Source organism: Paenibacillus sp. FSL H7-0714, from assembly GCF_038003765.1.
In the GTDB taxonomy this organism is placed as follows: domain Bacteria; phylum Bacillota; class Bacilli; order Paenibacillales; family Paenibacillaceae; genus Paenibacillus_AQ.
The window spans coordinates 4,224,433-4,238,281 of sequence record NZ_JBBOPT010000001.1; the positions used below are offsets into that span (position 1 = coordinate 4,224,433).

At 41.4% G+C, this 13,849-nt stretch carries 14 protein-coding genes; 1 reads left to right on the forward strand and 13 read right to left on the reverse strand.

Annotated elements, in window-relative coordinates:
- Nucleotides 1-39: 39 nt before the first annotated feature.
- The 4 genes from NST34_RS18810 to NST34_RS18825 form a co-directional block, all read right to left on the reverse strand.
- Complete coding sequence (locus NST34_RS18810; RefSeq protein ID WP_341061150.1) at nt 40-405, reverse strand: cupin domain-containing protein; 366 nt, start codon at nt 403-405, stop codon at nt 40-42.
- A 29-nt stretch (nt 406-434) separates the two neighbouring features.
- Nucleotides 435-1,418, reverse strand: a complete 984-nt coding sequence (locus tag NST34_RS18815; RefSeq protein ID WP_341128537.1) for an iron-siderophore ABC transporter substrate-binding protein — start codon at nt 1,416-1,418, stop codon at nt 435-437.
- An 86-nt stretch (nt 1,419-1,504) separates the two neighbouring features.
- Nucleotides 1,505-2,332, reverse strand: a complete 828-nt coding sequence (locus tag NST34_RS18820; RefSeq protein WP_341128538.1) for an AraC family transcriptional regulator — start codon at nt 2,330-2,332, stop codon at nt 1,505-1,507.
- A 283-nt stretch (nt 2,333-2,615) separates the two neighbouring features.
- Nucleotides 2,616-3,434 carry a MerR family transcriptional regulator gene (locus NST34_RS18825; RefSeq protein ID WP_076300877.1) on the reverse strand — a complete coding sequence of 273 codons (819 nt, stop codon included), beginning with the start codon at nt 3,432-3,434 and terminating at the stop codon, nt 2,616-2,618.
- Between the two features lie 114 nt (nt 3,435-3,548).
- Between NST34_RS18825 and NST34_RS18830 the strand changes: the two genes are divergently transcribed.
- On the forward strand, nt 3,549-5,057 hold the full coding sequence (locus NST34_RS18830) for an MFS transporter (RefSeq protein WP_341128539.1): 1,509 nt from the start codon (nt 3,549-3,551) through the stop codon (nt 5,055-5,057).
- 104 nt (nt 5,058-5,161) lie between these two features.
- On the opposite strand, the gene NST34_RS18835 is transcribed toward NST34_RS18830, so the two are convergent.
- The 9 genes from NST34_RS18835 to NST34_RS18875 form a co-directional block, all read right to left on the reverse strand.
- The gene (locus tag NST34_RS18835) at nt 5,162-5,773 is read right to left on the reverse strand and encodes a glycerol-3-phosphate acyltransferase (protein ID WP_076286717.1); all 612 of its coding nucleotides are present in this window, start codon (nt 5,771-5,773) and stop codon (nt 5,162-5,164) included.
- The gene (locus tag NST34_RS18840; protein ID WP_076286716.1) at nt 5,773-6,864 is read right to left on the reverse strand and encodes a glycosyltransferase; all 1,092 of its coding nucleotides are present in this window, start codon (nt 6,862-6,864) and stop codon (nt 5,773-5,775) included. The genes NST34_RS18835 and NST34_RS18840 overlap by 1 nt, the downstream gene beginning before the upstream one ends.
- Nucleotides 6,865-6,929: 65 nt before the next feature.
- Complete coding sequence (locus NST34_RS18845; RefSeq protein ID WP_341128540.1) at nt 6,930-8,132, reverse strand: MFS transporter; 1,203 nt, start codon at nt 8,130-8,132, stop codon at nt 6,930-6,932.
- Between the two features lie 19 nt (nt 8,133-8,151).
- The gene (locus NST34_RS18850) at nt 8,152-9,180 is read right to left on the reverse strand and encodes an ROK family transcriptional regulator (protein ID WP_076286714.1); all 1,029 of its coding nucleotides are present in this window, start codon (nt 9,178-9,180) and stop codon (nt 8,152-8,154) included.
- Between the two features lie 165 nt (nt 9,181-9,345).
- Nucleotides 9,346-9,834: a GNAT family N-acetyltransferase gene (locus NST34_RS18855; protein WP_341128541.1), complete on the reverse strand. Its 489-nt coding sequence runs from the start codon at nt 9,832-9,834 to the stop codon at nt 9,346-9,348.
- A 29-nt stretch (nt 9,835-9,863) separates the two neighbouring features.
- Nucleotides 9,864-11,066, reverse strand: coding sequence for a Gfo/Idh/MocA family protein (locus NST34_RS18860; RefSeq protein ID WP_076118940.1), 1,203 nt, complete (start codon nt 11,064-11,066; stop codon nt 9,864-9,866).
- Nucleotides 11,063-11,923, reverse strand: a complete 861-nt coding sequence (locus tag NST34_RS18865; RefSeq protein ID WP_339286959.1) for a metallophosphoesterase family protein — start codon at nt 11,921-11,923, stop codon at nt 11,063-11,065. The genes NST34_RS18860 and NST34_RS18865 overlap by 4 nt, the downstream gene beginning before the upstream one ends.
- A gap of 12 nt (nt 11,924-11,935) precedes the next feature.
- Nucleotides 11,936-12,772, reverse strand: coding sequence for a carbohydrate ABC transporter permease (locus NST34_RS18870; RefSeq protein WP_341129570.1), 837 nt, complete (start codon nt 12,770-12,772; stop codon nt 11,936-11,938).
- An 84-nt stretch (nt 12,773-12,856) separates the two neighbouring features.
- A complete protein-coding gene (locus NST34_RS18875; protein ID WP_445667672.1) occupies nt 12,857-13,765 on the reverse strand; it encodes a carbohydrate ABC transporter permease in 909 nt (302 codons plus the stop codon).
- Nucleotides 13,766-13,849: the final 84 nt, after the last annotated feature.

Consider the following 13,849-nt stretch of genomic DNA (forward strand, 5'->3'; position numbering starts at 1 on the left):
TTGCAGAAACCTTAAGGGAATAGCGGAGGAAAGCCTTAACTAGATCCAAGTATCATTGGCTGCTGTTAATTCGGACTCAGTACCGCCAGTGTTTACTACGCTTCTAGGCTCCACCAACATGATATGGCATTCCTTTTCGGCGGAAGGCTTCATCTCGACTCCCTTTGGGAGAATAAACATCTCACCCTTGGAGATTTTAACCTGACCATCACGAAAATCAATGATCATCTCCCCTTCGAGCGTGAAAAATACCTTATCGGTATTTTGATGAACATGCCATTCAAAATCCCCAGTGATCTTAATAAGTTTAAATTGATAGTCATTCATTTCACCAATGACTTTCGGAGACCAAAGGTCGTTAAATTTAGATAACTTATCTTTCAGATTAATAGCTTGATAATGGATAGTAATCACTCCTTATTTTCCTCAACTTATTAGAGCTTAAGCAAGGCTGATAATATATTTTGTAAAGCGTAATCAATAGCTAATGGTCCACCAGTAATAGCGGAATTATCCATTAAATAGACATTGCCTTTCTTTACGGCATTCATAGCATTCCACACATTACTTTGTTTTAAGTTATTCATTAATTCCTCCTTTTTTGTAATGTCACCTATAAGGAAAATATGGTCTGCTTGAACAGTTGATATTCCTTCAAACGAAGTAAACTCATTATTATTACCTGTATATGTATCATCCGGTGTAAGCCCCAGTCCCTTTTCTTTATCAAAAGCAAGTTTATAGACCGGATTCCCTTCACCTAGAACATTAAAAGTTTTTCCATCCCAAGACAATATAAGCGATACTGTCTCTCTTTCCATCGACTTTAATGTTTCACGCCCAGTTGTAATATCTTTCATCATTTTATCAATTACTTTTTCCGCTTCGTCTTCTTTTCCAATAATCATGGCTACTGTACGGAGTCCATATTGCCAATCTTCATAGATGTCCTTGTATTTTAATGTAATGACTGGTGCAATTTTATCTAGTGAATCATACACTGCTTCATGATGCTCTGTTGCTAAAATATAATCAGGATTAATAGATAGAATTTTCTCAATGCTAGGAGACACTTTATCTCCTAGTTCTTCAGCTGAATCCAGCTTTCCTTTTAAATAAGATAAAGAAGATAGATAATCTTTTTCTGTAGATGCAACAGGTGGCTCACCTAATGCAACTAATATTTCAGGATAAAAATACCATAGCGAGGCTATTTTTTCCGGTTTTTTCTCGATAACAATTTCTTTACCTAAGGCATCCTTAAATGTTCTTGGCCAATCAGCTGCATCTACATTAACTGCTGTTGAAGATACGCCTTCTTTAGTTGATTCTTTATTTTCAGCAGGTGTTTCAGTACAACCCGCTAGTATACCTGCTAATAATAGTGTTGCGACTAGCAGTCCTCTAATCTTTTTCATACGAAATTCCTCCAACATAATGGTTTCTTTGCTTAACCATTATTATAGTAAAGTACTTTTTAGATAAGAATGGATGCAGGTTGAATTTACAATGGATTATTGATGAACTTCTCTCGATATTCGGTAGGTGAAATGCCACATTGTTTTTTGAACACTCTACTAAAATAAAAGGGGTCAGCCATTCCAACGGTTTGCGCAATTTGTTGTACAGGCGCATCACTTGTAAATAGCATTTCTTGCGCTATATTTATACGATATTTTAATAAATATTCTGCTGGTCCCATACCGGCATGTGTTCTAAATACGTAAGAAAGTCGATTTCGATTAACGTTATTTTGTTCTGCAAGCGAAGCTATTGTAAGACTTTGATAATAGTTTTGATGAATATAATTAGATACCCGCTCGAATAAAGTATGTGATTCACAGCTATCTTCCCTATTAATAACACATAATAAGGCCTCATTCAGCACTTCGCGAAACAGCATTTCAGTCTGAAACATCGAAATGCCTCCACGCTGATTATACACATGCCAAAGACGCATAATTAATTCAATAAGACGAGGAGATTGACCTGTTAATAATTCAAAATGCTGATGAGAAAAGCTTGACTCTTTTAGTTCTGAGTTACATATCCGATATTGAACAAGAATATATTCCCAATTGGTTCTACCTAACATTTTTTGATCTAATTTCATTTTTGCACCCCCATGCACAACTTTTCCAGGCGAAAAGATATAAGGCGTGCCATTAAATTTAAATTTAATCTTTCCTGTAAGTGGAAACACAAATCCAGGAAAAGAATCTGTATAGTCAGCGTAAGGCACACCTGGATTTTCAGCATATCGATATACTCCTTCTACTTGGAAAGGAGTGTGTGCAAAATGCTCTGCTAATTGATTAACATCTATTTTCACAATGCATACCTCATTTCAATAGTAGTCTCTTCTATGGATAATCATCAACAAAACTCAATCATAGTGCACCAGCTCAGAGGCATTGGCATCGGTAAGGTGAGCATAAGGATTCACGCCTGTTTACACATTAATAATAATGATTATCATTGTCAATCAATATAGATAATAAAAATGTCGCATCTGGCTAATGCTCAAGCCATCAGGTATCCATAAAAAAAACGCTTGGAATCCCAAGCGTGTCAATTTGTAAGCCAATTTTAAAGTCAATCCAATGCTCTAAACCTCAAAAGGTTTGGATCGCAATTTGAATAACATACTTATCCGGATCCCCTACAGCTAAATAACTAAGCAATTCATACTCATAAGCGTTTCCGGTTATGTGTAAATCATTTTCAGCAATATAAGACTTTAGCTTCTCATAGGACGCAGGTAAGGTTTCATAAGATCCCTTGTGATTCATGATCAAATATTTACCCTTTGGCTTAATATAAAGTAATTCACCGTTATGCTTTTCATTGATTTTATTACAATAATAATCCGGGTCATAGTCACCTTCTTCCAAACTGCTTTTACAAATAATCGAACCTATCGGAAAGTCATATTCAAGATGATGTTCATCGCAATAATCGAAGATTCGATATACTTTTCGTACATGATCCTTCTCACCCTTCTCCTTCGAGAGTCTAACCGCAATAAAATACTCTTCATCACATTCCTCGACCCAGGGTTCTCCACAATCAACGTAGAGCGCACGATTCGTATTATCTATAGCCCCTTGTAAAAGCCTCTGCATTCGCTCTAACTTTTTTTGTTCATCAACCAACTGCAGCTGTTTTTGCTTAAGCATGGATAAAAAATGCAATGTGTTTTGATCTTGTATATATTCTTTGATCTCATTCAACGGCGTTCCTGTCCCTTTTAGTACGGCAATAATATCGAAGGTATAAAACTGCTTATAGGAATAATAACGATATCCGTTTTCCTTCACGATCTCCGGTTTTAATATACCAATTTCATCATAATGGAATAACGTATGCTTCGTTACCCCACATACCTTTGCGAACTCACTCGTCGTAAAGTATTGATCATAATCAATAGACATTCAGATCACTCCTCTTGACTATCGGGTTACCCTATACCTCAAAGTACAATAACGGAACACCATTACCTTGTCAAGGTAACGTTATTAGCTACTATCATCTTAGGAGGATTACCCATGTTTTCATCAAATCTATCTAAATTTCAACGCTGGATCGTGCTGGCGATTGTGTCCAGCGCACTCTTTATGATCGTCATCGACATGACCGTACTTTATTCGGTTCTACCACGACTTACGCATGATCTTGCTGCTTCTGCATCGGAAAAACTATGGATCGTAAATATTTATCCACTTGTAATGGCAGGATTATTACTCGGTCTTGGCACACTAGGCGATCGTCTTGGGCATAAAAAACTCTTCGTTATGGGACTTACTATCTTTGGGTTGGCTTCATTAATCGCCGCCTACGCGCCGACACCTCTCGTGCTTATTGCTGCGCGTACCCTACTAGCTATTGGTGCAGCCATGATGATGCCCGCAACACTCTCCATTATTCGAACTACCTTTTCGGATGAGCGTGAGCGTTCACTAGCCGTAGGTATTTGGGCATCTGTCTCCTCTGTGGGAGCAGGAATGGGTCCACTCGTTGGTGGTTTTTTACTGGAACATTTCTGGTGGGGATCGGTGTTCCTCATCAATATTCCTATAGTTATTCTTGCACTGATCTTGGCCATCTTACTAATCCCAAACCTTAAAGGGAATAAGAATAAGAAATGGGATTTCATTGGTTCCGTTCAAATTATGATTGGTCTGGTTGCCCTTGTTTATGCAGTTAAGGAGATCAGCAGACGTGAAGGTTCAATTTCCATCGCTGTGTTATCTGCCGTGATTGGTGTCGTAGCTATGATCATATTTATGCGCCATCAACGTAAGAGCCAGAATCCATTAATAGATTTTGCACTATTTAGAGACTCCCACTTTACTACTGGAGTGGCTACAGCTCTATTGTCTTGTTTCGCACTTATTGGAATGGAATTGATCGTGACTCAACGGCTCCAGCTTGTTCTTGGATATACACCGTTGGAAGCAGGCTTGTACGTTGTATTCACTTCGATAGCGTCCTTCATCTCAGGGATACTCATCGGACTTGTGTTGCATCGAGTGGACAAAATAAAAGTACAGTGGGTCTGTCTGTTAGTGTCAGGTATAGGAATGGACACCCTTCTACTCTTCCATGACGGAAATATATTGTTACAATTCGCAGCCTTAATGATTCTGGGTGCAGGTCTTGGGGGAGCCATGACTGCCGCCTCAAATTCAATCATGCTAAATGTCCCCGTCGAAAAAGCTGGCATGGCCGCATCTATAGAGGAAGTATCGTTCGAACTCGGCAGCGCCCTAAGTATTACACTTCTGGGCAGTCTTTCGTCATTCATCTATACAGCATCATTAGTTCTCCCTGATGAACTAACAGTCCCGCCGATCGTTCGCGACAGCCTTGACGAAGCTCTTCTAGCCGCAGAAAATATGCCTACTGCTGCTGGATCTGCGCTCGTTGAAGCCGCACAATCAGCTTTTGATAAGTCATTTATTGTTGTCCTTGCCACTGCCACAATCCTTCTTTTAGCTTCTGCGTTTATTATCCGTGCTGTGTCAAAACGTAAATCCTCAATCCTAGAACACTAATATTAGAAAAGACGAAGCTACTGCTTCACCAAACAAGGGTGTCTCAACAGCTATGCGATAGCTGCTGGGACACCCTTGTTTATACCAAGCCTATATTATGTTCCTTATCGTTTCCTTGATGAATACTTCCTCACCCACACTGCCAATTCTAACCTGTGCGTATACACAAGGATCACAAAACTTCCAAACCATACCCATAAGATAGGAGCAGACCAATTACTAATGTACAAAAAAACGGAAAGAAGCAGCATTCCGCTAACTACTTGCACACCATCCGATACAGGTGAATTTCCTCTGCTTTTGAACCAACTGCTGAGCATTTTCAGCACTGCTAAAATGACTGCTAGCGCTAAAGAAGCTTTGAATCCTGTCAATGCACTCCATACCCCAAAGGTTACGGCAATTGCCTTACCACCTTTTCCTTTAAGAAAGGGAGATAAGGCATGACCCGCAATGGGAGCTAGGGCTAACGGAATAATGAAATACCCCTGACTATAATGACTTCCCATTACCCATAGAAGTGGTAGATACCCTTTTAAAAAATCCAATATAATCCCCAATATGCCGAATTTATAGCCTGACGACTTCCATAGATTCAAAGCCCCCGGATTACCGTCGCCAATGTCTTTCAGGTTCTTTTTACGCGCTAGACCAAGCCAATAGGAAAACATAAGAGATCCCGACAAAAATAAACCCGCGACCCACAATATGATCATTAGTCCCTATGGCCTCCCACCTGGATATGCCTTCCTTTCCAGCTTACATGCCTCAGAAAAACAACCTGATAAATCGAATACAGCATGATCAAGATAAAGAAAACAGTTGCTACCACGTGAAATACAGGAATAACGATGCCAAATACACCTACATATTTTATAAAATAAAAGAGCTGGAACATATAAAGGAGATAACCGATCAATAAAGGCATAAACCATGAAGTATTCGCAAAAATAAACACGGTTTCTGAGATGATTAGTCCGATTACCCAAAGCGCGATTGGAATAATTGTCCGCGGACTTATCGTTGAAGTGCTTAAGACAGCCCCTTTACTGAACCCTTCAATTTCACTTTTGATTCCCTTCGGATACATGCGAAACGATACTAAGCCATACCCGATATAATTGGTGATCGGAACACCTGCCGCAATAAATTTTTCTCCTAAAGACAAATCATCCAGCACTTCAGATCTAATGCTTTGATGGCCATTAACTTTTTCATAATCCTGCCTTAATACTAGAATACACGAGCCGTACAGCCCTTTTTTGGCATTATTCCTTTCAAAAACTGAGGTGAACGTGAAGATCCCCAGCATATTCATGATTAGGGCGAGCTTCTCAAACAGCTTTTCTGTATGATGAAAAGGAACTACCGAAATGACGCCTTTCGATAGCTCCCTTGCTTTTAATAATGAAGCCAGGGCGTTAGGCTTTAATCGAATATCCGCATCCAAAAAAGCAAAAATATCGCCCGAGGCCTGTAAATATCCATTCCATACTGCCCAGCTCTTACCCGTCCACCCCTCAGGGAGACTGCTGTTCGCAATAACCTTAACTCCATAGCTCTCAGCAATTTCTTTGGTCCGATCCTCCGAGAAGTCATCTACAACAATAATTTCATAGGGTGTAAGGGTCTGAGACTGAAGTGAATCGAGCAAAAAGCGCAAATTATATTCTTCATTCCTTGCGGGAATGATGATGGACAATTTCTCCGGTCCTTGAATAGGCTCGTGATAAGTGGTCAAAGTATTCTTTCTGAACAAAATAAAACCGGAGAGACATCCAACGCCTATAACCATTAACAACCACATTACGGTTCCCCCCCTTCTACATCTATATATATGAAGGGTTAGTCCGTAATATATTCAATTCAAATTTAACCTACATTTACTTTAGCTGAGTATTTATTAAGCTTTTCTGTACATAAGAGCATGACGATAGCGAAAAAAACGATCATCGCAGGGAATATACCCAGCGTAAAATTCGATGCAAGTAAGCCGATAAACGGCGGCATCAGCGTGGTACCGGTATATGCCGTTGCCATCTGAAAGCCCATAATCGACTGGGCGTGCTTCTTCCCGAAACGTACAGGAGTTTCATGTAGCATACATGGAAAAATGGGGGCTAAGCCCAGACCTATAATCATAAAGCCTACCAGCGAAACTATCGTTGGAAGCGGTAATACTAACAGCACTGTACCGATTAATGCAATGAGTTGGCCATATCGTATTAGCTGTTTATTACTCATTCTAAACGTAATGAAGCCCGTCACCATTCTGCCGAAGGTAATCCCTAGATAAAAAACCGATACCCATGTCGCTGCAGTGGATGCAGGGATGTCCTTGATATTTACTAGAAAGCTGCTCCCCCATAATCCCATACTCGTTTCGATGGCAGAATAAAATAAGAAGGTTAACATCGCAAGCTTAACCCCTCTTAGCTTCCAAGGTTTTGTGTTCTCAGCAGCTTGCTCTAGCTCCGGATCATTGAACTCATGCTCACTTTCAGCATTCGGGCTGCTATTGTTTCCAGCCACTCTATCCCATAAAGGCAGCGTAACGAAGAGAATTACAACTAAGCTCAATTGAATATAAGCAACCGTAAGATAACCTTCTCGCCATAGACCTTCACCAGAGATAAAAGACCCCATAATAATCGGACCCAGCGTCGCGCCCACTCCCCAGAAACAATGTAACCAGCTCATATGATGGGCTTTATAGTGCGTAGCAACATAACTGTTTAATCCAGCATCTACAGATCCCGCACCTAAACCGAGTGGAATCGCAGCAACAATTAGCCATACTAATGAAGGTGACCATGCAAAACCAAATAAAGCTACAGCCGTCATTATACAGCTTACAAGGGTCACTTTCCCCGTACCAAAACGTTTAAGGATTGTACCACTCATCAAACTGGAGACAATTGTGCCTACTGCAATAACCATTGAAAGGATTCCAGCAGTACCTAATGAGGCATTTAGATCTATTCTCATTACCGGCCATGCGGATCCAAGTAATGAATCTGGCAGTCCTAAACTAATAAATGCTAAATAAATAATAATAAGAAAAAAAGTAGCCATCGTTATCTCCTTAAGGGTTCTAATCTATTTGTTGTGAAACTAATAAACCTAATCCAAGACTTTGTAATCCATTCAGATAATCACGCTTCAAGTCACTTACCGCTAATTCCGGAAGATGTTCCTTAGGAACGTATGTAGCAGTTCGCTCAGCGATTTGATTAAGCATAGCTGGAGCTAATTCATCCTCACAAAAAATAATATAATGCGGATTCAAAATAGAGGTCATAGTAGCCACTAACCGACTAATCGCATCTACTTTATGATCCGACTGCATGCTTGATCCACCCTGATCTCCAGTTAATGCTTCTATGAAATTTCTATTGTCATACTGGGGCATATATTGAACTTCCCCTGAAAAAAACGTCTTTCCCCGAACAATTTCACCATTAACGGCTATCCCAGCTCCCGGTCCGTTTTTCCCTAAATACAGATACATCAAAGAAATATTCTCCTTCAAATTTCTTTGCGCCATATAACCGATTACAGCGGCATTCATATCATTTTCCACGATTGTCGGGATAGAGAGCTGATCTTCTATACATCTTTTCAAATCTAGATTCTGATATTTCGCATAACCTGGGATCAGAAAAATCTTCCCCTGTTTCACCGCGCCTGGAACACCAATCGCTACAGATTGAATCTTAGGATTGACCTTTTTTTCGCCTTCGATAAGCGAGACCAGTGTACTAACGTCTTCCTCAAGAATACTAGGTAAATTCCCTTCTTTTACAACATCGCCAATGCAATTATAGATCGTATAGTTCGTTTCATTTTTTTCCAAAAAAATAGCCATCCCTAATCGGTAATTCGGATTATAGGCGTATCTTATTGCCCTTCTTCCGCCACTAGACTCATCAAGGCCAATGATCGTCACTTCCCCAGTCTCTTCCATCTGCATTAGAAATTTACTGATCGTTGGAAAACTGTATTGTAATCTTTGACTTAACTCCGCCTTCGTAGCCCTTCCGAATTCTAATAATGCTGTTCGAATATTCCGAATAATTTCGGATTTGAGTTGCTGTGAAGGAAGTCTTTTATCACTTGCCATGGCTCTCCCACCTATAGTCAAACTGACTTATTAAATGCATTTAATAAGTCAGTTTGACTATAGCAGGAATACTTCTTAACGACAACATAATTTTTGGATGCTGCCCCTTCTGAAACTCCAACATGAATAAAGGGGCATGAAGCCCCCCCCTAATTATCAACAAATTTAAAGCCTTTGCAGGATTCGCTCCCATCTTCCAGGATGGCTTTCATCCAAGTACACAGGCTGAAAGCCTAATTTCAAATAAATGCGGATGGCAGGCAGTCTGAAATCATCGGTTTCTAAACATGCCACCGTTCCCCCTGAATCTCTTATTTTGTGCAAGACAGCTAGACTCACAGCATAGCCGAGACCTTTACCAGAATATTCTGGAAGCACTCCAACCATATGCAAGTACCAGTTCTTATTGTCCTCACTACCCGACTCCCAGGCCGTAGCAGTAGCTACAGGTTGATCCCCGCGGCAAATGAACAACAAGCGATCCGAATACAAGGGTACATGATCACTCATTTTATGAGCAAATTTAACTTCCCTTGTAAAAGAATGGCGTATAAGCTCTTCCCAGTTCCGTTCATCATCCGGCTCGAAATGACGAATTAGATACCCGGTAGGACAGTGAAAAACAGGCAAGTCGGACAGCATTTCTTTTTTCATCACAAGTTTGGAAAGGGCCTGATCCACCGTCAATTCCTCACTCTCGTTCTAAAATCAGGAAAGGCTATTGCTTTTCCACCATTCTCTACAGATTCCATAGACAATGTAAACACAGAGCTCCAAGTAACGGCATCATATACGTCCACCGAGGGGGTTCGATCCTCCTGAATGGCAGAAATAAATTCTTCAAGCACCATAAAATCGCCTCCGCCATGTTTCGTCCCAGCTGCATATTCGCCCCATTTCATCCATGTCGGGTGATCATAGAGTGGTTGATAACTGCTTAAAGGCTCCCACATTTCCTCTCCATCCGCTATATTTTTGGGCGAGAGATTCTTGAACCAGATCAAATCCTCTTCGTACTGATGGCGGCCCGTAATATACGCTCCCTCAGTTCCTTGCAGTAAATAATGAGTTTTATTATGCGGTCTAACGGAGGACCAGTCTACACGCAGTTCAATCAGTACACCCTTTTCCGTTTGAATGACCGCAACCGCGCTATCCCCTTGCCGCCAGAATCCCTCCCGTGCTGCTGGGTGATCTTTTCCATAATGCTCTCCGAAATAATATTGTAAGGATCTAGATTTGGAAACAAAAGACGAGACGCTTTTTAATCGATCACCCTCAGGCTTATTGAGGTTAATCCATTGCGCAACTGGACCAATAGAATGTGTCGGATAATTGATCCCGTTATACTGCTGATGTAATTGCCCCCGCCAAGTCAGAGAACCATCCGGATGATGAGTCAAATGACGTAAATCATGGATATATCCGCCTTCCAGATAAGTAATTTCACCGAACATGCCTTGATCCGCCATATGTTTAATCGTCAGATTTGAGCGCGAGAAGCAGTAATTTTCAGACATCATATATTTAAGTCCAGTTTGTTCAACAGTTTCGATAAGCTCCCAAGCTTCCTCTAAAGATTGAATCGAAATCACTTCGCTTAGGACATGCTTACCCGCTTTTAAAGCATCAATAGATTGTCTGGCATGCAAATGCATGGGGCTTAAGATAAACACCGCATCTATCGCCGAATCTTTTAACATTTCATGATAATCCCGATACGTTCGGATTTCTGGGAATTTCTCTTTCCATTGGTTAAGTACCCACTCATTCAAGTCACAAGTGGCGGTTAGATGTATCCGATCCGATAGAGAGTACAGTGCATTCATAAAACTGGCTCCGCGATTTCCACCTACGATCGCTAATCTTACTGGCTGACGATTCATTGCTGGTCCACCTGCTTTCTATCCATTTGAAGTCGATTGATGATTAGCTCCTGATCTCTTGTCTCCCCTTCAGCCTGCGGATATTTTTCATAATCAAAAATGCTGAAGGTAAATAATGAAGACCATTTACTCAATTGCTCGCTTGCCAGATTCACCATCTCTAACCTGATTTCATCTTCAAGCACAGTAAGGATTCGAGCAGCAGGAATATCCAGGATGGAGGCTGTTTGAATGAAATGCCAGTTTTCTTTTCTAACGATAGAATGCACATGATTATGCCCGTTGAAATAGAAACCCACACCTTGCCATTGCTTCAATATCGGCCAAATGTCCAAGCTGGGATCCAGTGACATCATTGGCTCAGTTGATCTGGCCGTCGTATTATACAAGGGATGATGACCGAAGACGAATAAAGGCTTTTCCGATTTCCGCTTCATTTGTGCTTCGAGCCAAGTCAGCTGTTCATCATCAAGTGTTCCGCTCCAATCGTCACGATTTTCCCGTGCGGTATCCAGCAAAATAATGATTGCATTTGTCTCTTCAATCACACTGTATCGCTGCTGCCGGGTGACGGAAAGGATTTCTTCCTTAGGATAAGTGTACGTATCATGATTACCAAGAACATGTAGAAAACGTCTAGAATGCTTGCTGTCCTTAATCTTACCCATGATATAATTAAATTCGCTAAATTCTCCTGCGTGCACCATATCTCCCACGGAAATATGATAATCGGCTGGGATGGACAAGAATAGATTCATAAATTGCTCATAAAAAGCATCTCGTGCCTCTTTAATCAAAACCTTGTTGTTTAACAATTCGTCCGGGTAATGTAAGTCCCCAATAATCGCCAGCCTCATAAATGCCTCCTCCTAACCTTTAATGCCAGAGCTCATAAAACTACCTATCACTTGCCGCTGGAACAATAAAAATCCAATCATTAAGGGTGCCGAAACAATCAACGTAGCCGCGCAGACATCAGACCACTGTGCACCCGACTCTGTGGCTTTTGCGAACATCGCCAAGCCTACAGTTAATAAGCGATTCTCCTCCGAATTGGTTACAATAAGGGGCCACAAGAAATCATTCCAATGAAAGCTGACCGACACGATCGCAAAGGACACATAAATCGGGCGTGACAGTGGGACATAGATTCTTGAAAGAATATGCAGGCGTGAGGCGCCTTCCACCCGGGCAGCTTCATCCAGCTCATAGGGTAATTGCTTGAAGGATTGCCTTAACAGAAACACTCCAAAGGAGGAGGCAAAGTAAGGTAGCATAATCCCCAGCTTGGTATCCAGCAGACCCATTTCGTTCAACACCTGATAGTTGGAAAAGATAAGTACATCCGGCGGCACCATAATTTGCACCAAAAATAACATGAATAGTAGATCTTTTCCGAAGAATCGTACCCGTGCGAACGCATAAGCAGCCATCGTCATTGTAATGAGTTGCACAGCAAGCACAACACCGCACACAAGCAATGTATTCATAAAAAATCGTCCAAAAGGCGCTCCATTCCAGACATGAATCAAATTCTCAAACGTGAAGCCCCAAGACCATCCCGCATCAATAGCAACATCTTTAGGTAGAAAAGCCGTTCTGACCACCCATAGGAAGGGAATGATCCAGGCCGCGGCAAAAGTAAATCCAACCGCATGCCACAGTATCTGCCCGATTCGGCGCTTCGTTCTTTCGGAGTTCAGCATGCGCTCCTCTTCTAAAGCTTTGCGTGTATTCTGCCTTAATACTAAGGGCAGCTTTAGTGGATTATCCTCCATGGATTCCACCTCCTATTCATAATGGATTTTCCGATCCCAGCCAAAAAACTGCAAAGAGGAAATCAGGAGCAGTAGCACGATCATGACCACCGTCATCGATGCGGCCATCCCTTGATCGTAGAAATTAAAGGTGGACTCGTAGATATAATAAAGCAGCAGATTACTTGCATTATTCGGACCGCCTTTTGTCATAATCCAGAGATGGTCTACCAGCTTAAAAGAATTGGTTATCGCCACAACAGCCACAAACAACGTAGTCGGCATCGTGAGCGGAATTGTGATTCTGCGGATGGAAGTGAATGTACCGACTCCGCTTACTGCAGCCGCTTCATATAAATCCTTGGGAATCTGCTGCATTCCTGCTAAATAAAAAATCATAAAATATCCGGCTTCTTTCCAAATCATCATAATGACTAATGCGCCCATCACCGTATCAGGTGTTCCCAGCAAATTCACAGGCTGATCCGCGATCCATGAAGCCAGTCTGGCAAAGAGCCCAAAATGAGGGGTATACAGAAACAACCAGATGTTCGCCACAGCGATCATCGGGATCATATTCGGATAGAAAAATGAAAAACGTGCCAGTCCCCGCCCTTTTATCGCCTTGTCGGCAAACAGTGCCATCAAGAAAGCCAAAGCTAATGAAGTGGGTACTGTGCCAATGGCGAACCATATATTGTTACTGAACACCTTCATAAAGACATTGTCGTGCAATAGATTAGCGTAATTGTCAAAACCGACGAACAGAGGCTCAGGAGTCGCCAAATTTTTCTCATAAAAGCTAAGCCAGAACGATTTAAACATAGGGTAATAAGTAAACAAGCAAAGAAAGAGCAGCGAAGGCAACACTAGTCCCCAGCCGAATCCGTTTCGTCTAAGCCTCTCACTCCATCCGGCATTCATACCATTCAATCCTTCCATGATTAAGGTTTCTACGATTAATGAATAAAGTAATGACGCCAGAACAAGCTATCGAGCCGTCCTGGCGTATTCCATACCTCAAAG

What these genes read in the sequence shown, in the direction of transcription:
- NST34_RS18815 (WP_341128537.1), bottom strand. Translation starts at nt 1,418, where the DNA reads ATGAAAAAGATTAGAGGACTGCTAGTCGCAACACTATTATTAGCAGGT.
- NST34_RS18825 (WP_076300877.1), bottom strand. Translation starts at nt 3,434, where the DNA reads ATGTCTATTGATTATGATCAATACTTTACGACGAGTGAGTTCGCAAAG.
- NST34_RS18830 (WP_341128539.1), top strand. Translation starts at nt 3,549, where the DNA reads ATGTTTTCATCAAATCTATCTAAATTTCAACGCTGGATCGTGCTGGCG.
- NST34_RS18835 (WP_076286717.1), bottom strand. Translation starts at nt 5,773, where the DNA reads ATGATCATATTGTGGGTCGCGGGTTTATTTTTGTCGGGATCTCTTATG.
- NST34_RS18840 (WP_076286716.1), bottom strand. Translation starts at nt 6,864, where the DNA reads ATGTGGTTGTTAATGGTTATAGGCGTTGGATGTCTCTCCGGTTTTATT.
- NST34_RS18845 (WP_341128540.1), bottom strand. Translation starts at nt 8,132, where the DNA reads ATGGCTACTTTTTTTCTTATTATTATTTATTTAGCATTTATTAGTTTA.
- NST34_RS18850 (WP_076286714.1), bottom strand. Translation starts at nt 9,180, where the DNA reads ATGGCAAGTGATAAAAGACTTCCTTCACAGCAACTCAAATCCGAAATT.
- NST34_RS18855 (WP_341128541.1), bottom strand. Translation starts at nt 9,834, where the DNA reads ATGAAAAAAGAAATGCTGTCCGACTTGCCTGTTTTTCACTGTCCTACC.
- NST34_RS18860 (WP_076118940.1), bottom strand. Translation starts at nt 11,066, where the DNA reads ATGAATCGTCAGCCAGTAAGATTAGCGATCGTAGGTGGAAATCGCGGA.
- NST34_RS18865 (WP_339286959.1), bottom strand. Translation starts at nt 11,923, where the DNA reads ATGAGGCTGGCGATTATTGGGGACTTACATTACCCGGACGAATTGTTA.
- NST34_RS18870 (WP_341129570.1), bottom strand. Translation starts at nt 12,772, where the DNA reads ATGCTGAACTCCGAAAGAACGAAGCGCCGAATCGGGCAGATACTGTGG.
- NST34_RS18875 (WP_445667672.1), bottom strand. Translation starts at nt 13,765, where the DNA reads ATGGAAGGATTGAATGGTATGAATGCCGGATGGAGTGAGAGGCTTAGA.